Raw genomic sequence first — 20,991 nt, 5'->3', positions numbered from 1 at the left:
CTAGCGAACGTTAAAATAAACTACCTGAGCGATATGGATCAACATCAGAGCCAACATTATCGATGTAAAAAGCACATGCGGAGCTACCCAGATCTTTAATAGCTTATGGAGAAGCAGGAGGGCATCTACTCGCCGTAGAGTCGCTGCATTCTCAACCGCATCGATCAGTCTGGAATCATCGGCTCGCGACATGCCCGACGTGGCATCACGAAATTCCTCCCGAGCCTCGGCCAGCATAGATTGTAGGTCTTCCTGTTTTAGATATTGCCTCAACAAATACCTAAGGCCGAGAAAACGACGACGCACCTTTCGCTGTATGAGGCTTTTCAGATCGGGATTTGTTGTCGCATCGGTCGATCGCACCAATTCGGCACGAAGTTCCTCACGACGAGCCTGCAGATCTTCGATCAGCAGCGGCTCGCGCTCTATTCGGGTCATGAAGCGAGGAACAATGAAGTAACACGCCGCTCCGAAGATCCCCGTTGCGATAACCAGGTCGAAGGTGATCATTAGGAACGTCGTAAGCAAGCCGCCCGAGTTTGAGCCACCATGCACTAGTAGCAAAACTCCCGCAAATACCCCGAGGTAAACATGCGAAAGCATCCAGTACCGCAATGCTCCCGCTCGTCGCCTATAAACCTGTTTGCGGGCTGGGTATGCCATTACCCAAACGATCCCGGCTAGTCCGACTAATCCCGTTATCCACCGCATCGTCAACCACGTGTCCGGGCTAAGAGCGAGATCCTGAGTGAACTTTTGGGTCGCCCAAATGGCCGCTCCGCCGCCGATCAGCACCATAAGGACGCCAAAAATATGCCAAAGCACCGATCTGAGGTCAAATTTATGAATGTTAACCCCGATCGCATGCGTCTTGCTTCGCTGGATAAGGCCGAGAGTTTCGTTTACCTCACCGAAATATTCTCGCGGATTAACCCGGACGAGCGCTCCGGTTGGACAATTTTCTTCACAAGAGTATTTCGAGGTTTTCGTTCCTGGCTTGTTGAGGCCGGTGTCTTTGCAAAGATTACATTTTACGGCCAGTAGGCTTTCGGTTTGTGTTACCGGTTCAGGAAGTGTCGCACGACTCAACGAGAAGGCAGATAATGTCTTAGAAACAATGCCTTTCCCGCTCTTTATTTTAGGGTCGGGTTTCGCGATCATCGAAATCGCGTTGTAGGGACATTGGGTAGCACAGTCGCCGCAGCCGATACAGGTCTTTGGATTGATATCGATCTCGCCGTCCGGGAAACGAGCGATCGCCCCGGTTGGGCAGCCCGTTAGGCATTCCGGGTCCTGGCAGTGCATACACACTGACGGCGCGAGCACGCTCTGCAGGTTCCATGCGTTAGCTTTTACCGGGCGCTCAATATGGATACCGCGACGAACGAGACGCGAATTGCCGTGGACCTTGTGACACGCGAGCGAGCAATTGCCGCAGCGGATGCATTTTGCCATGTCCATGACGAGCAGGTTTACGCCGTCCACGACACCGGTTTCGATCTCGCGGCTGGCTGCCGTTATAACTCGCGTATCTTGCGGATGAGACGGTATGTCCGACTTGCCGGCAGAAGTTTTAAGAAACGGCATGATCGCGCCGCTCAGTGCCTGGTCTTCGCGAAGTCTCGATATAGCGACCTCGATCACTTCAGTTCGCCCGCGAACCGTTGCTGTATATTTCCAGTCGCCGGGTTTATCGACGGCGTCGATCCCCAAACACGTTCCTGCGCCCAGAAAATCCAGCCCGACGGATTCATCGGTCTCGATCAGCATATCAGCGGCCTTTGGGTTAAATTCCAGGCCCGAGACTCGCTGTATCCACCCGTTCCGGACAAACACGACACGATTTACCGGGTCGCCCTCGCGGAAGAGTACATGATCTTTTTCGTAAACCGCGAAACGAGCTGCATCATTTAGGCGGCCCAATAGATCTCGGTCGAGGTCAAGATGAGTGAAATCCTTGATCTCATTCAGTGTGAGAGTCAAGCCATAATTGCGGTAATTTCTATCGAGAGCACGGCCAAATTTCGGGAGTTTCCTTAGGAGTCGGATCGCAGGCCGCGTAAATTCAAGAACGCGGGCCGGAATATTACCCGAAACGGAAACAGACGCGGTTCGCGGCGTGCCGGAGAGAAGGGCCATTTCGCCGAAGGAGCTGCCCGGAAGGATCTCACCTACTTTTTTTCGATTGCCATTTGGTTCCGAAACCGATGCGTCGAGCTGGCCGCTGACGAGGATGTAAAAGATGCTGCTTTCCCAGCTGTTTTCCTGAACTATTATGTCGCCCGGAGCGAACTCTAAAAGGCGTGTGTATGGCCCGACCTGTTTGCCACGATAGCTGCGGCCGAACAAAATGATATCCATGTCGAGTTCATTACGAAACTCGCCATTTGGCAGCTTTTCGACCAGTTCGGAGACGATATCAACATCACGAAATGCCTCGATTATCTGCTCGTGCTTTTCAATTTCACGTGCCATGGGCAGCTTGTGACCGTCGGAATGAAAATGAGTTATCTAAACTTTGACCAGTAAATAAATGCCGCCGCGGCGAAAATAACTGCTAACGTGAAAAGTAGTAAAACTAAAAGTATGGCAATAATTATCCACTTTTTGCTCCCCGAAGGTTTCGGATCGGCCAGCGGTTTTACCGGTTGCGGTTTTGGTACTGTCTGAACCGGTGATATGACCTCGATCCGCTTTTCAATCGGATCAGGGACCTTTGAAATATTCAGGCCCATGTCTGATAGCATTTGGTTGTACATCGTCTGGCCGAGCTGCATTGTATGATCTGCCGTATCGAAATTCGACCGCGTTTCACGCACTTTCTCGTCGACCAATGCCTGGCCACAGCCCGGGCAAAATGCCTTGGCTTCGTCGACCATCTCGCTGCACTTCTCACACTGCCTGAGTCCCATTTGATCAATTTTTTGTGTGACAGACCAAGCAGTCTTTACTGGTCGCAAAGCCTTTCTTTCCTTTTAATTCCGGTCTCGCCTTGAAAGCTGCGTCGTGGCAAACGTTGCAGTTTACGTGATAGGAATACTCATTATTGAGAACCTTACCATTCAACTCCGGCATCGTTTTGCCGTCTGGAACGTTTCCTTCCTGAAAATGGCATGCCCGGCACTCGTTAACCTTCTGCGTGGATGCCTTCCACGTTTCCATCGTGAGTGCGACTTCTCGTTCAGAAGTGACTAGGGGCGGTTTGAGAGCTGACTTCGGCTGGTCCGTGTGGTGACATTCGACGCAGGCGATCACCGACTTGCCATCTGGGCTGTATTTTCCTTCGGCGTGTGTTTCGTGATCAAACGGAGCTTCTCCATACTCTGACAAACTATCCTTGCTAAGGGCGAATTTCTTGGTGATCTTCTTGTCGCTAGAGCCCGCCGGAGGGTTCGGAGCGGTGTTCGCTGAAGCATTTGCCGGAGGAACTGGAGTCGGAACAGCCTTCGAGGCGAGCTGAGCGTCAGCTGCCGACTTGTTAGTGACTGTGCACGCGAAAACAAACAAGGCGCCGAGTCCGAAGACAGAAAGAGCGAACAGTTTTGCCAAATTTTTCATATTAGTTTGCACCTATTAAAACCTCATTTCGCCGACAATGTCAATATTTTTGGGAATGCGCTGGGATCGCGGTTCGACCTCGATGGCGGCACCTACTTCCTGCAGGGATCACCAGCCAGCATATCAAAGCTTAAACCTCCGTGGCATCGTGAACAGCTTGTTACGTCGGCAAAATTCCCATCACCGAACGCCCTTGCTCCGTTATGGCAAGTGGCACAGTTATTGGATCCGCCGCAATGCTGTGAGACCGCGATATTTGTGACCTGACGCCCTTGAGGAGCACCGGGCCGAATGTCGTGGCAATCGCCACAGCTTACCCTGCCGTGTTCCCCGTGACTAAAGCTTCCCCTGAAAGCAGTTCGTCCAGGAGATGTACGGCTGTATGGTGCCAGCTCATGGCAAGTGCTGCACGATCCGATCTTACTCTCGGCAGTGTGGCATGTATAGCAGTTGTTATGAGCCTGAAAACCGGCTGGAATAGTTTTACCCGCTCCGGCGGACTGGTGGCATGAGGCACAACCGGCTGGCGGCCTGCCAGCACCGTTGTCATGGGCGCCGTGATCGAACTTCATATTGAAGCCCTCGCGGAAACGTATCGGAAAGTCTTTCATCGGCGGCGGATTTGACTGAAGTTCCTTGTGACAAATTGTGCACATTACCTTATCACGATCCATCAGACTACGATCCGTGAATTGGTTGAGATGGCAGCCGATGCAGGAATCATGACCCGCGTATTCCATATCGAGTGAGCGTCCCTCGCGCTGATGGCACGAAGCACAAGCGAATTGCTTGTGTTCCGGTATCTTATGAGAGAACGCCTCAAATGTTTTGTTCGATGCTTTTACGGCAACCGGCTCGGGCGTTTCCGACGCTGTCAAAGGCACTACCGTTTTGGCCGATTGCTGGATACAACTTGCAGCGAAGATCGCCGAGGCACCAACCACGAGCAGCATTTTTAACAGAGTTTTGTTATGCGATCCTTCGGTCATTCTCAAGAATTCTATCGAGCCTCGTGGCTGGGTGGCATTGGAAATCTTCCAACCGCCGGCGTGTGACAGTATATGCACTGGAATGGAGCAAGCCCCTTATCAGCACTTTCCTTTCGCTTCGCAACCTCTTTCGAGATATCTTCTGCGTGATTGTGACACGAGACGCAGGCAACGAATGGTACATCTGCATCTTTCATAGTCCTCACGTCGCCGTTCTGCGAGATCCGCAGATGACAGGTCATACAATCACGGACCGAATGTTCCTTTTGCTGGTGATCAAATTTGAAGGAATATCGCTTTACGACGTTCGATTCGAAATGGCGTGTGGTAAGGCTGTGACAGCCGGCACAATTCATTCCGGTCGGCTGTGCTCCCTGAAAATGACAGGCGAAACAAGTTGCGTGCCCGCTTGGCATGTCTTTGAAGAAAGCAGGTTTTGGCACGAACGAATCCGGCGCTGCGTCTGCTAGGGGCTTTTCTGTTGCCGGCATTCGAGGGGCGAGTTTTGGCAAGGCATCGGATGTCTGATGGCAGATCGCGCAATTGTTGAATTGCGGTTTGTCATCCGCGTTTAGCTGTTCACGAAAGCTAGCGTTTACAAAATGAGCGACGGCAACATCCGATCTTCTAGTGTTCGAAGCAATAATGTCTTGATGCACATTGTGCGGAAAGACGGTATTAAATTCCTGAGAGTTTCCTTTCGCCGGGAATGGATAACGCGGTGCACTCTTAGGAGTTGCCCCTGGCGTATGACAAGCACTACAAAGGTTTAGGAATTGCCTCCCGCTGTGACAGCTATTGCAGGCGGTATGTCCTGGAAAATCTGCAACATCCGGATAACCGCGAAGCGCTGCCCAATTGGAAGTTGGGTTCTTGTGACACGAACTGCAATCAAGTTTTTTGTGTGAAGACGTGCTGTGCAAAAATGAGTCCCGCTTTTGTGCCGATATTTCATACGAAAAGCCGCCCGCGAAAAATATCACGACTAAGGCGGCTAAAAACTGAATGAAAAGTCTCCTCATTTCGCTGCACACACACCGGCCGCGCATGCCGGAAGATCCTTCACGATAACCTCACATTTCTTGATCGTCTTCCCGGCTTCGGGTACTTGAAGAGCGAGGGTAACCTTTTTCGCTGAACCGATCTCAACCTCGCACGCCCAGAGATAGCTTTTGCCGCCGAATTCGAGCGGAATGATATTTGAGACCAGGAAAGTCTCAGTCGGCTTACTACCGCTGCTCACAGGGATGTCGATAAAGATAGCCTTTACCGAGACGCTGTCGGTCATCGAGGACTGAAGAGGCTTTACCGTACCCAATATCGTACTTATTGACGCCTTTTGCTGTTTATAGAAACCGTCCCGCAAGTTGGGTGAAAGATTGGTAGTGAGCCATTGTTGGGCGATGGCCGGCTTGTTTCGAAATTGCTTTAATCCTTTATCGTAGGCCGCCAGAAATTCGGGTACCTTCTTTGTGTCGTCCACCGTTATGGCTCGGCAATATGGCGACTCACATTCTTCTGCCTTAAGCCATGCTATGAATTCGGGACTTGCTTTCTGGGCGCAGTAGAAGCAATCACGCGAGGTTACGCTGGCGGCCTTCAACTTTTCAACCAGAGTTTTATTTGCCTCAAGACCGCCGCGGAAAAGGTAGAAGCGCTTTCTCGTCAGTTTCTCGACTTTCCCGCCGATCTTTACTCTCCCGGACACTTCTAGCGAGCCGGCCGACTGCGCCGCTACTGCGACCGTTCCAGACGGTATGAGTAGAACGAGAACCGCTATCAGTCGCAGAAGAGACATGTTATTACTGATCGAGGAAAGGTCGGGCCGGGAACTTCAGAAACGGGAGGCGTACGCCGCGAACGAAGGTTCTGTCTGACCGGATTGTTTCAGGAGGGGCAAAGGTATTTGCACCGCCGGCCGCGATAAGGTCGTCCTGGTCAATGCCATCGCCGCTGACGCCGATCGCACCCACAAGGGTCGATCCACGATAGATCGGTATACCGCCCGCAAAGATCTGGATCCCGTTTCGGACCTCATTAATGGATGTACAAGGGCATGGTGCCATCAGGAATTCCTTTTTCTTGAATTCGACTCCCCGACACATGGCTGGAGGCGAAGTGAAAAACGCTTTTATGATCTCGGATTGCAATCCAACATTGAAAGGACTCCAATCGGCGAGCAAGGAGCTGAACGGCCCCGCTTGCGTGCTGTTTATCCCATCTGGAAACAATGGCCTATGAAGGAACCCAACGGCACGGTCGCTGAATGCGATCGACCCGTTTAGGCTGATGCCATCTGCTGCCGCACGTGTGACAAACGAACCGAATCCGGCCGCGGTTAATTTTGTGCCGGCGTCGGAGCGTGCAAAGAAGTTGGCGGTACGAGCCTTTTGCACCGCAACATCCAGTCCGAAAACAGGAGCATCTTTCTGCTGGAAAATCCCCAAGACCTTACCATCCGTATCGACAACTGACATTGTTACCCTGGCAACGCTTCCGATAGGTTGTCTTATCCCCGCACGCGTTCGACTAGCCGTAGCCGCCGCATTCCCCAAAATCTGCTGAACCTCTGCAACTGTTAAGGCAGAGCCTGCTATAGTTGGGAATCTTGAACTATACTGTCCATTAACCCCGTTCAGGACTCCAGGAACCAAATCTGAAGGCGGAGCGGCTCTCACTGCGGCAGTTACAAGTCCCGGCAACAAGGCAAACGAGATCAAATTAACATTATCAGGATTCGAAACGTTCGCGAATGGAAACCGTATGCCCTCAACCAGTATGTTATCAGCACGAATAGGCTCAGGGGATTCGAAGCCTTTCGTTGCGTAAACCGCAATCGTTTCTTCATAGGACTGGTCATTGTCCGCCGGGTTGCGATCGACGGTATACAATCCATCCCCCTCAACTCCGACTCCGCCGACCGCAACGCCATTTTTATACAGCGGAATTCCACCGGGATCGCCGGACAAACCAACTGGAAGAGCCGCAATTGCTATATCCGAACACGGCAGCGTAGAAAATTGGACTCCGTAAAGTGGTCCGCCAGGTCGATTATCGATAAGAGACGGGAAATGTTCCTGAATGATAAAACTGGCGGTCCGAGTCGTAAAGGCGTTGCCTCCGGTAGAAAATATACCTGCAGTACCTGCCTTAGAATGCGACGCGGCGGATGAAGGTATCGACACATTTTCGAGTCCCTGGCCTGCTCGGCCAACGCTCCTGATGAGTGTGTTAGCAGCCGTGCCCGTCATCGCAAACGTGCCGAGCAGATTTCCTTCTTTATCAGTGACCGAAACGGTTACCTTTTGGTTCATCACCACGGCTTTTGAAACGGCCTGAGCAATGATCGTCTGAACGTCTGAAACGGTAAGGCTCTGCGAATGGACTGAAGCAACAAGGAACAGGCTGATCATGATTCCCGCAAAGAACTTGATCCTTTTGAGCGTGGAGGTTGTTTTCATGATGCGTACGAATATTATACAAACCGCCGTGATAGTCAAGTTTTTTCCGAAATAATCCGGAAAAATATTGTTATTGGGGCAGATTTATGTTACAAGCACTGACAGCATTTTCTATTTCAGTCGTATAAGGGTCAGTCTATATGGTGTCGAGTTGTTTCAAACTTGCTCTATTGATTGCGGCTTCGTTGCTAATCTTGGTGGCGGCTGATACGAGTAATGCCCAGTCGTCAAGCGGTAGGATCACGGGAAAAGTTGCCTTTGTGGACGGCAAGCCCGCAGCAGGCGTCTTGGTCGTAGCTACCAATCAAACAAACACTGACAACTCTTCAACAAGAACTAAACCAGACGGAAGCTACTCCATAAAGGTTCGATCAGGTGCCTATCGTATTACGGTCGCCGCTCCGTTCGAGGCACGCTTCGATCGAGGAAAAGCACCTGAATACGGGACATTCTCAAATATCATCTGCGATGAGTCGAAGAAAAAATGCCCCACGCTTGAGAATGTGATCGTCGATGGTGGCGAGCGAAAGATCGACTTCACGGTTGCTGATCCATCCAAAGAGGTTCCTGCCGAGGGCCCGCCGGTAGCCGATAAGAATGCGGTTCCAGACCGGCGTGAGGTGCGTGATCGCTGGCGTATCGGATTTCCCGAGTACGACCGCTATGGGGACAAAGGAGCTCGCGGCCGCGATATTCCATTCAAACGCGGACGCTGGTACAACCCCTACGATCAGAACATATTAAAAGGTGATCGCCCCATCATCGGCAACGATTATTTTATGATCTTGTCCGGTGCCAGCACGACCGGAGTTGAGCTCCGCCGGACGCCGTCGGGGAATAATGTAAGTTCGGCCAATCCCGACAGTAACAATTTTTTTGGCCGACCCGAGAGCTTTTCTTTTAGCGAGACGCTTCAGGTATCGTTTGAGTTTTTCAAAGGACAGACAGTATTCAGGCCACGTACGTGGGCATTCAAGATCTCGCCGACGATCAGCATCCCTAATTATCTGAACGCCAGAGAGAACGGCATTGTAAACGTCGACGTGAGGCGAGGGACGACCAGAACTGATTATCATGTTTCTCTCGAAGAGGCCTTCGGCGAGGTCAAACTGTTCGATACTAACGATAACTTTGACGCTGTCTCAGCCCGCGTTGGAATACAGTCGTTTAACGCAGATTTCCGAGGATTTCTTTATTCCGACAATAACTTGGGAGCCAGGGTCTTCGGCGGCTTTTCAAATAACAAGACCCAATTCAATCTCGCGTGGTTCCACCAGCTTGAAAAGGACACGAACAGCGGTCTCAACGCTTTTGAGTTTCGCAAACAGAATGTTTATATAGCCAACATTTTCCGTCAGGATTTTCTGACGAAGGGCTATACCATTCAGGCGGTCGGGGCTTACAACGACGACCGCGGTGACATTCATTACGACACGAATGGTTTTCTCGTTAGGCCCGCTCTTGTTGGTGATGCGAGACAGCATAACGTGCAGGCTGGATACATCGGATTTAATGGTGATGGCCATATCGGCGTGTTAAATCTGACCAACTCTTACTACTTCGCCTTTGGAAAAGACAGCCATAATCCAATCGCGGGTAAGAAAACCGACATTAGGGCCCATATGGCGGCGGTCGAGGCTTCGATCGATAAGAACTGGCTGCGATTTCGCGCCTCTGCTTTTTTCTCGTCCGGTGACAGCAACCCAACGGATAACAAGGCAACCGGATTTGATGCAATTTTGGACGATCCCAATTTCGTTGGCGGACAGTTTTCATACTGGAATCGCCAGGGAATAAGGCTGGTGTCGACGGAGGTCGGTTTGGTGCAGGGCAATAGTCTATTGCCGACGCTCAGATCAAGCAAGACCGAGGGCCAGGCGAATTTTGTTAATCCTGGTATATTCATTTACAACGCCGGTGTCGATGCTGAATTGACGCAAACGTTCAAGGCGATCTTTAACGCGAACTACTTGCGTTTCCACAGGACTGAACCGCTCGAATACGTTTTGTTTCAGCCGAATGTGAGGCATGAGATCGGCTACGACCTGAGCCTCGGAGCAGTTTATCGTCCTTTTTTAATAAACAATCTTACCTTTACTTTCGGCGGAAGCATTTTCTTTGCCGGAAAGGGCTTCAGGGATGTTTACACCGATCGGGCGCGAAATTGCCCGATACCGAATTTTTGCACGGGCGATGTAGTTAATCCGTCAAAACCCCAATATTCACTGTTTAGTCAGATGAAACTGATCTTCTAGAGCGAGAGGCATTTTTCGACATGAGAGCAAAATCCGACAGGGTTGTACGAATCAAGTTGATCGTTTTGTTTGCATTCGCGTGCCTACTTATCGCAGCCGGTTGGAAAGTCAATTCGCTTGCAGAACTAAAAGTTAGTGCGCAGGAGAAACCGCCCGCTAACGCAGCTTCTCCAGCCCCAGTACCTGCCGCAACGGCTGCGCCTGCGGTTGAAGCCGTACCTAAACTAGAAGGCTGCATTAAATGCCATAACAATATCGAGCCGATGCACCGCTACAATGCGACCGGCGACGTTTTTGACACGATAAAGGAAGGTAAGGACGCGCAAGGACTGACGTGTACGGCTTGCCACGGCGGCAATCCTGCTTCGACGATTCAAAAAGAAGCTCACGTTCAACCAAAGTTCCCTAAAGAATGGGGGTGTAAAAACGGGGATTGCTCCAGCAAAAATCCTGAGCGTACGAATGCCTTGATCGCCAAGGAAAGCCGCGAGTTTGTTCGTTTCGTGAATCCCGGAGATTTTCGCGTCATCCAGCAATCATGCGGTGAATGTCATGCAGATCAGAACCGTAACGTCTCCCAGGGCAGCATGGCTCATGGGGCAATGCTGTGGGGGGCGGCTCTTTATAATAACGGCGGTTTTCATATAAAAGATACCCATTTTGGGGAAAGCTATAACGAGGACGGTTATCCGCAGGCTTTGTTTCAAAGTCCAAAACCAACTCGTGAACAGCAGGCCAAGAAAGGCTTTCTTGAATCAATATATCCGCTTCCGCGCTGGGAGTTGTCGCAGCCCGGAAATATCCTTCGTGTTTTCGAGCGTGGCGGTAAACGGCGTCTTGAGATTGGAAACCCTGATAGGGAAGAAGAGGGCGGAAAACCAGACAAAGGACTCAGCCCTCGCGGACTTGGTACAAACAATCGAACAGATCCCGTTTATCTGGGCTTGCAGAAAACACGCTTACTCGATCCAACGCTGAACTTTCTTGGAACGAATGATCAGGCTGGTGATTATCGTTCGGCCGGATGTACTGCGTGTCACGTGGTTTACGCAAATGACACAAGCGTGACTGCGGCCGGCCATTACGCGCAGGCAGGGAATCAGGGCTTCTCACAATCGGCTGACAAGAGTATTCCGAAGAACGAATCCGGCCATCCAATAAAACATCAATTTACGTCGCAGATCCCGACTACTCAATGCATGACCTGTCATATGCACCCCGGGACAAATATGGTCGCGACCTATCTTGGCCGTACATGGTGGGATAACGAATCAGACGGCAAAATGATGTATCCGCAGGACAAGCAGATCAACCCCACGCAGTCCGAAGAGATCGCGAAACTACAAAAAAATCCTGAAGGTTCTTCCGTCCGTGGGTTGTGGTCTGATTCAATATTTTTACAAAAAACGGGTACGGCGGAGTTCAACAGTAAGCTCAAGAATGTTCAGTTCGCCGATTCCCACGGCCATGGCTGGATGTTCAAGAATGTCTATAAAAAGGACCGAAAGGGCAACCTATTGGACGCCGATGATAAGGTGGTCGCTCCGGAGGATCCTGACAAATTTAAAAAAGCTGTCCACTTACAGGATATTCATCTCGAAAAGGGAATGCACTGCGTCGATTGCCACTTCCGTCAGGACAGCCATGGTACTGGAATCCTTTATAACGAACCGCGAGCTGCTCTCGAGATCGGCTGTGTAGACTGCCACGGATCCGCAAAAGAAAAGGCAAATACGCTGACCAGCGGCCCGGCGGCAATGCCTGTGACCGTCCGCGGCGAGATAACTTTGCGCGAAAGAGCCAAGAAGCCCCTGATTGGCCGTGACCTGACGCGACTGCAGTTTCGCGGAATAGATGGCCGTCGGCTCTCGGTGCTGCAGGTATTGGCTACGGCTGCTCAAGCAACTGCCAAGAAATGTAAGGATGAGAAAGGTGAGCCGATCGTTCTTAAGCAGGGCGATATAGTTCAAAACTCTATCGTCGAGCCAGGAAAATGCTGGAAAGTAACGCAAACCGCTGACACTGTCACGCCGGGAAATCCGGATTACAATGAAAAAAGCGCCTATGCCAAGACGATGCAGCGTGACGCAAAAACGTGGGGTGATACTAAGGCGACCGAGGAAATGCTTGCCCATCGCGAGAGCAGCATGACGTGTTACGCGTGTCATACCTCCTGGGTCACGAGCTGTTTTGGCTGCCATCTGAGTATGGAGGCGAATCGCAAAACGCCGATGCGCCATAACGAAGGCGGCGATTCTCGAAACTTTACTTCCTATAATTTCCAGGTCCTGCGCGACGATATCTTCATGCTGGGTAAGGACGGAACCGTAACAGGTCACATGGTCGCTCCGGTTCGGTCGAGTTCTGCCGTGCTTGTAAGCTCGCGGAATCAGAATCGGGAATGGATCTATCACCAGCAGCAGACGCTATCAGCTGAGGGTTTTTCGGGGCAGGCTTTTAATACGCACGTACCCCATACGGTTCGAGGCAAGGAAACTCAGGGTTGTTCTGACTGCCACGTCTCTAAAGATAAAGATAATAACGCCTGGCTCGCCCAAGTTCTGCTCCAGGGCACGAACTTTGTGAATTTCATGGGCCGCTATATTTATATAGCGGGAACCGATGCTCTAGAGGCCGTTGCCGTAACCGAACACACCGAGCCGCAAGCGGTTTACGGCAGTAATCTGCACAAGCTTGCGTATAAGGATAACTACGAGAAGTTCGTTCGCGATGGCAGGGAACTCGAGGAAGTATACGAAAACAAAGGCCGTCCTGAGGTTCTGCAGGTTCAGGTTCGCGGTGAGTATGCATATGTTGCGGCCGGAAAGGGCGGGCTGCGTGTGTATGACGTGGCTCAGATCGACCACAAGGGATTTTCTGAAAGGATAACCACGGCTCCGGTTTCGCCGATCGGACAGAAATTCTACGTTCCTACGAAATATGCGACAGCAGTCGCCGCTCCATCGACGCTTGCGGTCGATCCGACGCGTTGGCGAACGGTTCTCAAGGACGACGGTACATTAGATCAGGTTCCACCGGACGAAGCTTTATGGCTCAATGCCGAGGCCAAAAAGGCCGGCAAACCAGCACCTGCGATCAACGAGGAAGGGCCGATTCATCCGCTGTATGCGTATCTTTATGTGGCCGACAAATTCGAAGGGCTGATCCTCGTTGGTGCCGGGACTTTGCTCGATGGCGAACCTCGGAATAATTTCTTGAGCCGCTCGCTCACCTACAATCCGAACGGCATTCTGACCGGCGCAAATAATGTCACGATCGCCGGAAATTACGCCTATATTACGACCGAACGGGATCTTGTGATCATCGATCTCGCAACGCCGCTTCAGCCGAAGGTCGTGAAGCAGATCCCCTTTGATCAGCCTAAGGCGGTAGCGGTTCAGTTCCTGTACGCCTTCGTGGTCGATCACGCGGGAATGCATGTCCTGGATATCAAGGAACTGCAAAGCAAGGGCGAGGTAGTTAAGGTCGAGGGGGCTTCAGTTCCGCTGGCTCATGCCCATGATATCTACCTCGCGCGAACCTATGCTTATGTCGCAAACGGCGAGGAAGGTATAGCGATCATCGATATCGAGAAACCTCAGGAGCCGAAGCTCGATCAGACCTTTAACGCTGGCGGCACGATAAATGATGCTCACGCCGTCAAGGTTGCGATGACCAACGCCAGCCTTTATGCGTATGTCGCTGACGGTAAGAACGGGCTCAAAGTTCTGCAGCTCACCGATCCTGAGACGATGCCGACCTATGCCGGATTCAGTCCGCGGCCGGAGCCGCAGTTGATCGCGACCTTTAAGACCAAGGGCGAGGCGGTCGGACTTTCGAAGGGGCTTGACCGCGATCGAGCGGTCGATGAAAGCGGGAACCAGATCGCCGTCTTCGGCCGCCGCGGTGCAAGGCCGTTCGGGTATGAGGATGTGATGCGGATGCTCAGGACAAACAGCGGAACCGGTGACTTCTTTACTGTTTCGGATCAGCCGATCAAATAGGCGTCTTTTCCTTTTAACATAACCGAATGGGGCTGTCTGAAAAGGCAGCCTTTTTTAGTGTTCGGAAGAGGTATTTTTGTGTTTTTTCACTTTTCACCTATCTTTACCAAAAATTGCCCAATAAAAAGTGTGAATCGTTTCACACTTTTTCGGACATGAAGGCTGCGATGCCCGTAAATACTGTCTTTCGTCGATCAGGCGGCCGCTTCCGGGGCGCAAAACGGCCTTGTGATTGGTAGAGGTAAATCACCCCATTTTCAGCTGCTTTGCACAGTTTGGTAGAGTGATCTGGCAGATTGGTCAAAGGTCGCCGCAGATTCTCTCAATCGCGGACCATGTCAAAGAAAATTGATCCTGATCGGGCGTGTGAAACACGCTAAATTATGTTAGCTACACATGGCGGCGAAAGCCGGAATGTGTAAAGAGGAAAACCGAATCCAATAAAGCTTGCGAAGCATGCGGAACGTGCCCGCGTGTTTCACACGCTCGATAGCTTTTGGGGGGAGTTTCCTACAGGTTCCGCTTTGCTTCACCTGTAGCTAAAAGCAATTGCGTCTGCTAAGCAGACTTAGGAATTTCTGCTACTGAAGCTCGGTACGCCCCGCTCCAGTCACGTGCTCCAGTAGCTCAATTGGTAAAACCCATAATTCATTTTTATCTCAATTGGTCAAAATAACCTTGACAACAAAATGAGCCTTGGTCATAATACTTTTGCTTTCCGACTTAAGTATTATCGAACATTTATGCTGTAAGGCAGCCTTTTTGGGTTCGAGTTGAAAGTTTGAATGCAGTTTAATTGGTGTTACCAATTCGAATTTGGGCCTCAGAGTATCGTTGATCTAACGATCGGGTCGAGAGAAGCAGAGAAATAAAACGCCCATAACAATTAAGGATTTAGAGCTATGAAAAGAAGTTTGAACAGCAGATCGAGTATTTTCGGTGCATTTGTTTTCGCATTATTGATGTTTGTGTCGGCGGCAATGGCGCAGGAATTTCGCGGTACGATCACTGGTGTAGTGACCGACCCGAATGGAGCCGTTGTGCCCAACGCTACCGTCGTCATAAGGAATGTCGATACGAATATCTCCACCACGCTGGCCACAAATGATGAGGGAGCGTATGTCGCGCCTCTTCTCAATCCGGGTAAATACTCGATCACGGTGAGCGGCGGCGGGTTCAAGAAATCGTTTCGCGACGCGGTCGCCCTGAATGTCGGCGATCGTCTATCGGTCGATATTCAACTCGAGATCGGAACCGAATCGGAGCAGGTGAACATCGTTGCCGATAACGAACTGATCGAGAAAGGATCGGTCACGACCGGAACGGTAGTTACGGCAAAGCAGATCGAAGAACTTCCGCTTTCTGAGGGTGCTGCCTACAACCTGGCCCTTCAGGCACCGGGCGTGGCTTATACGGGAAACCCTTTGTTCACCGGACCGACCTCGAACGGCAACCTCGCGGCGTTTCGTACAAATGGCGTGGGCGGTAACCAGATCACACTCGACGGCTCGCCAAATCTTGGTTTCGACGGATCGGTGGCTTACACACCGCCGTCAGATGCTGTTTCGCAGTTCAAGATCCAGACCAGCAGCTTCGACGCTCAAAATGGATTCACTGCCGGTTCAACGGTCAACGTAGCGGTCAAGAACGGCACGAACAAGTTTCACGGTGCCGGATCATATTTCGACCGCAGTACGAAATTAACGGCTAATAACTTCTTTAGCAACAAGGCCGGTGTTGAACGCCCGAGCCGTCACTATTACCGCTACGGCGGCCAGGTCAACGGGCCGATCGTTAAGGATAAGACGTTCTTCATGGCGTCGTATGAGAAGCAGTACAATCGCGTTCCCGCTCCGGCGCTTTTCAGCGTTCCGACGGCGAAGATGCGTACCGGGGATTTTTCTGAGCTTCTCGCTTCAGGCATTTTGATCTACGATCCGGCAACTGCCTTCCGCGCCAGTTCGACATGTGCGGCGAGCCCGACCGGAACGACGATCTGCCGCACTCCGTTTGCAGGCAATATCATTCCGACGGCACGTATAAATGCCGCTGCGATGAATTTCCTCAAGCTTTATCCGCTGCCGAACTTGCCTGGAACTACCAGGAACTTCTTTTCAAACAACACCAACATTCTTCCGTACAAAACATTCCTGACGCGTATCGATCACAATATCAGCGACAGTCAGCGGATCTTCGGTAAAGCGTTTTGGAGCACACAGTACGACGACAAGTTCAATTTCCTCGAAACGCCGGACGCATTCACCCGCGGATTCGAATACCGCATCAACAAAGGCGGCAGCGTCGGTTATACCGCGACTCTCGCTTCGAATCTAATATTCGACCTTCGCGGTAACTACAACAGCTTTAAGCAGGATCGTGTTCCGGCAAATCCGAAATCGGCTGCAGCACTTGGCTTTACCGGAATTGCGGCGATCACGAATTCGACGATAGTCTCGCGTTTTAATTTCACGAATTACGACACGTTCGGCCCGCAGCGTTCTGACTATAATGAAGGCCTGACGCGTACATTCAGGGAGTTGTCGATCCAGCCTGCATTTACTCATATTGTTGGCGATCACACGTTCAGATACGGTTACGATTTCCGCCGTTTGGGTGAAGGACGTATCACGAACGGAAATAATGCAGGTAACTTCACGACGACCGGAACATATACGACCCAAGCCTCGTCGGGCAGCCTGATCACGACTAACTCGTCGATCAACGGAGCTGGTGCGGTCGGCCGCGACCTTGCTTCTTACCTGCTGGGCATCACTACGAGCGGTACCCTGGATCAGGGCGTTTCGTATGACGTTCACTCCAATTATCAGGGGTGGTTCATTCAGGACGACTGGCGTGTTACGCAGAATCTGACACTGAATCTTGGTTTGAGATATGAGTTGGAACCGGCAGTCAGAGAAGAATTCGGCAAGATCGTGACCGGTTACAATGCAACCGTCGCTAACCCGCTCGGGCCGGCAGCATTGGCAAACTACAATGCAAACGTTCCTCTCGGTATTCCAGCGACAGCTTTTCAGAACCTGGTCGGCGGATTGATCTTTGCCGATAGCGGCGATGCTCCGCAGCAGAAGATGGATGTGAACAACATCCAGCCCCGCATCGGTGCTTCGTATTCCTTAAATTCTAAGACCGTCATCCGCGGCGGATTTGGAATATTCACTGCACCATTCCAGCTTTCGGGCATCACGGCTTCGCTGGTCCAGACCGGTTTCACACCGTCCACGACGTTTCTCGCGTCGAGCGACAACGGCCTGACCTTCACGGGCACGCTCAACAATCCTTTCCCGGGCGGTTTGAATCCCGCAACCGGTTCGTCGCTGGGCCTCGTTACTTCGATTGGCAGCACGCTTGGAAGCGTCGGCGGTACAGGGCCGACCGCATCGGTTCTGCCTAACGGACGCCGCAAGAACGGCAATTCCGCACGAGCTATTTTGGGTGTTCAGCGTGAACTTCCGGGTCAGATCGGTTTTGAGGCAACATTGGTCTATTCACACGGATACGACCTTCCGGTCCTGCGTCAGCTTAACTATGTGCCGACCCAGTATTTGAATAACTTGGCCGGAGTGACTGATTTCAATACGATCTCGACCGCGATCTCAACGGTTAGCACCTTCCTGACCACGACAGTTGCAAATCCGTTCCGTGGTTTGGTCCCGACCAACGCCACGTGGAATGGAAATACACTCGCCCGCTATCGTTTGATAACCGCAAATCCGCAGTTCCAGGATCTGGTAACGACGGAATATAACGGCACGAGCGATTACGCTTCGTTGCAGATTCAAGCGGTCAAGCGTTATTCGAAGGGATTATCGCTCAACGCGACCTACACCTACGCTTATGACCACGAGAAGACGCGTCGCCTGAATCCGCAGGATCTTGAATTGTCGGATTCGATCTCGACCAACAGCCGCCCGCACCGCTTTACCTTCTCAGGCATCTATGAGCTTCCGTTCGGTAAGAACCGTTCATTCGGCAGTAACTGGAATGGCTGGGTCGATGGCTTCCTGGGCGGATGGCAGCTGCAGGCGATATACGAACGGCAGAGCGGCGAACCGCTTGTTCTTCCGAATGTGTATTACAACGGTGATCCGAAGAATCTGACGAACAAGCTCGGACAGTATGACGATCAGGGCCGCCGTTACGGCGTTGATATTCCGGCGTTCGATACTGCCGGATTCTTCCTGACGAATCCGACGACAGGTGCCCTGACCGTTCCGGCATTCGGCGGTAACTATGCTACGTCGTCGCAGAACGTTCTGCGTAACATGCCGTACGTGCTGGATAATTTCCGGAATCAGTACTTCCAGAAATTTGATGCGGGCCTGACCAAGAACTTCAAGATCCGTGAGGGAATGAAGCTGCAGGTACGCGTCGAAGGCATCAACGTAATGAATTGGGTCAATTTCACAGGTTTGAATCTGACGCCTTCGACCGGCTCGACCTCGACGTTCGGCCTGGTCAACGCACAGAGAAATCTGCCGAGAGACATTCAGCTCGGTGCGAGATTTACCTTCTAAGTCGACGCTCCCGATCGATCGAATGTGGATAGTGCGCCGCACAGGTAGTTTTGTTTTTTACTTGTGCGGCGCATTTTTCCTGTAAAGATCCGGTTTTTTTGAACAACCGTCGAACCTTAAACGGTATCGAAATCGTGCAGGCATCTGCCCGACCTGAAATAGGGGGCCGCGGCGCTAAATGAAGAAAGCAGTATTTGTAAACCTCTTATTGTTTGTTGTCCTCGCGGCACAAGCCGCTTTTGGGCAGAAGCCCGATCTTACCGTTGCCGCAGATGGAACCGGGAATTTTAAGACCGTTCAGGAAGCGATCAACAAGGTTCCGGAAAACAACGCAAAGAGGTTTGTGATCGCCATCAAATCCGGGACATATCAGGAACAGATCCGCGTTCCCGCCAACAAGCCTTACGTATCGTTTATCGGCACGGATGCAGCGAAAACGATACTTTCCTTCAAGATCTCCAACAAAGATGCCGGTTCGACATCCGCGGCGTATGCGACCTATATCGGCGGGCACGATTTTTACGCTGAGAATATTACGTTCGAAAATTCCTTCGGCAAGCCTTCGCCCGCAGGCGGCCAGGCGGTGGCGCTTTTGGTCGAAGCGGATCGTGCGGTCTTTAAGAAGTGCCGTTTCCTCGGCTGGCAGGACACGCTTTACGCAAAGAACGGCCGTCAGTATTACACAGACAGCTATATCGAGGGCACGGTCGATTTCATATTCGGCCAGGCTGCGGCGGTCTTCGAAAACTGCGAGATACGCAGTAAAGGCGACGGATATTTGACCGCGCCGATGCGTTTTGCCGCAACTGAACCTGCCGGATTCGTTTTCAATAAATGCCGTCTCACTGCCGAAAACACGGAAAAAGGCGTGTTTCTCGGCCGCCCGTGGCGTGATTATGGCCGCACGGTTTTTCTCAATACAGAAATGGGCGAGCACATCAAGCCCGAAGGCTGGCATCACTGGCAGCCGGAACGCGAAAAGACCGCATACTTCGCCGAATATAAATCGACCGGAAAAGGCGCCAACGACGCGGCACGGGTGAAATGGTCGCATCAATTGACTGACGCCGAAGCCACAGCGTTTTCAGCCGAGAACTTTCTTAAAGGCAAAGACGGATGGAATCCGAAAACGGCGAACGATTCGTGGCTGGAAAAAACAAAGCCCGATTGGCGGCTCGTTCAGTGGGGCGGCGATATTCTGAAAATGCCTGCTCTGTGGTATCAGACCGACGAGGCCGCGAGGATCGGCGATCAATTGCTCGTTTATCAGAAGGACAACGGCGGCTGGGAAAAAAATTCCGATCACGCCGCGATGCTGACGCAGGCCGAAAAGAATGCTTTACTCGCGAAACGCGCCGACATCAGCGAGACCACGATCGACAATCGGACGAGCTACACGCAGGTCGCTTATCTTGGGAAACTGATCACCGCGAGCCTCCTGAAAACGTCGCCGCCGACCAATTTTCCGAAGTACAAGGAATCATTCAACAAAGGCCTGGATTATCTCCTCTCGTCGCAGTATGAGAACGGTGGATTTCCGCAGTTCTTTCCGCTGAAAAGAGGTTACTATACGCACATTACATTCAACGACGACGCGATGATCGGCGTGCTGACCGTGCTCCGCGATATTGGCAATGCGAAGGATGATTACAAATTCGTCGACGAAGGCCGCCGCGCAAAAGCCGCCGCCGCCGCCGCCAAAGCGCTGCCGCTGATCCTCAAACTTCAGGTCGAGATCGGCGGGAAAAAGACCGTTTGGGTGCAGCAATACGACGAAGTAACGCTGAAACCGGCGTGGGCACGTAAATTCGAACCGCCGTGTCTGACGTCGAGCGAAAGCGTTGGCATCGTGCGGTACCTTATGGCCGAAAAACAAACGCCCGAGATCACGGCGGCGATCGAGGCGGCGATAAAGTGGTTCGAATCCACGAAGCTGACAGGCATCAAATGGGAACGCGTCAACGGAAATAATGTGGTCGTTCCGGACAAAGCCGCGAAGCCGATCTGGGCTAGGTTTTACGAATTTGAAACAATGAAGCCGATCTTTATCGGGCGCGATTCCGTGATCAAATACGACGTCGCACAGATCGAAGCAGAACGCCGCAACGGTTACGCCTGGTACATCGAAAACCCGCGAAATCTGATCGAGATCGAGTATCCGAAGTGGAAGGCAAAACAGGCGAAATAGA

Annotated in this window: 11 protein-coding genes; 4 read left to right on the top strand and 7 right to left on the bottom strand. The window is 51.8% G+C overall.

Annotated features, from left to right (window positions below):
* From IPG22_05190 to IPG22_05160, 7 genes are all read right to left on the bottom strand, one after another.
* Positions 1-2,475, bottom strand: a complete 2,475-nt coding sequence (locus tag IPG22_05190) for a cyclic nucleotide-binding domain-containing protein (GenBank protein MBK6587696.1) — start codon at positions 2,473-2,475, stop codon at positions 1-3.
* Between the two features lie 32 nt (positions 2,476-2,507).
* Positions 2,508-2,912 (bottom strand): hypothetical protein, encoded by a 405-nt coding sequence (locus IPG22_05185; protein MBK6587695.1) that lies wholly within the window; start codon positions 2,910-2,912, stop codon positions 2,508-2,510.
* A gap of 4 nt (positions 2,913-2,916) precedes the next feature.
* Positions 2,917-3,558, bottom strand: coding sequence for a cytochrome c3 family protein (locus IPG22_05180; GenBank protein MBK6587694.1), 642 nt, complete (start codon positions 3,556-3,558; stop codon positions 2,917-2,919).
* Between the two features lie 92 nt (positions 3,559-3,650).
* On the bottom strand, positions 3,651-4,547 hold the full coding sequence (locus IPG22_05175; protein MBK6587693.1) for a hypothetical protein: 897 nt from the start codon (positions 4,545-4,547) through the stop codon (positions 3,651-3,653).
* Between the two features lie 11 nt (positions 4,548-4,558).
* A complete protein-coding gene (locus IPG22_05170; protein ID MBK6587692.1) occupies positions 4,559-5,206 on the bottom strand; it encodes a cytochrome c3 family protein in 648 nt (215 codons plus the stop codon).
* Positions 5,207-5,565: 359 nt separating this feature from the next.
* A complete protein-coding gene (locus IPG22_05165) occupies positions 5,566-6,345 on the bottom strand; it encodes a hypothetical protein (protein MBK6587691.1) in 780 nt (259 codons plus the stop codon).
* A 4-nt stretch (positions 6,346-6,349) separates the two neighbouring features.
* Positions 6,350-8,008 carry a heme-binding protein gene (locus IPG22_05160; protein MBK6587690.1) on the bottom strand — a complete coding sequence of 553 codons (1,659 nt, stop codon included), beginning with the start codon at positions 8,006-8,008 and terminating at the stop codon, positions 6,350-6,352.
* Positions 8,009-8,205: 197 nt separating this feature from the next.
* On the opposite strand from IPG22_05160, the gene IPG22_05155 reads away from it, so the two are divergent.
* The 4 genes from IPG22_05155 (at position 8,206) to pelA (ending at position 20,990) form a co-directional block, all read left to right on the top strand.
* Entirely contained in the window at positions 8,206-10,263 is a 2,058-nt protein-coding gene (locus IPG22_05155; protein ID MBK6587689.1) for a carboxypeptidase regulatory-like domain-containing protein, read from the top strand.
* Between the two features lie 20 nt (positions 10,264-10,283).
* Entirely contained in the window at positions 10,284-14,267 is a 3,984-nt protein-coding gene (locus tag IPG22_05150) for a hypothetical protein (GenBank protein MBK6587688.1), read from the top strand.
* Positions 14,268-15,169: 902 nt separating this feature from the next.
* Positions 15,170-18,802: a TonB-dependent receptor gene (locus IPG22_05145; GenBank protein ID MBK6587687.1), complete on the top strand. Its 3,633-nt coding sequence runs from the start codon at positions 15,170-15,172 to the stop codon at positions 18,800-18,802.
* 178 nt (positions 18,803-18,980) lie between these two features.
* The gene (gene pelA / locus IPG22_05140) at positions 18,981-20,990 is read left to right on the top strand and encodes a pectate lyase (GenBank protein MBK6587686.1); all 2,010 of its coding nucleotides are present in this window, start codon (positions 18,981-18,983) and stop codon (positions 20,988-20,990) included.
* Position 20,991 lies beyond the last annotated feature (1 nt).

It is taken from the genome of Acidobacteriota bacterium, assembly GCA_016703965.1.
In the GTDB taxonomy this organism is placed as follows: domain Bacteria; phylum Acidobacteriota; class Blastocatellia; order Pyrinomonadales; family Pyrinomonadaceae; genus OLB17.
The sequence above is the reverse complement of the archived record's forward strand: the minus strand, read 5'-3'. Positions and strand labels throughout refer to the sequence as shown.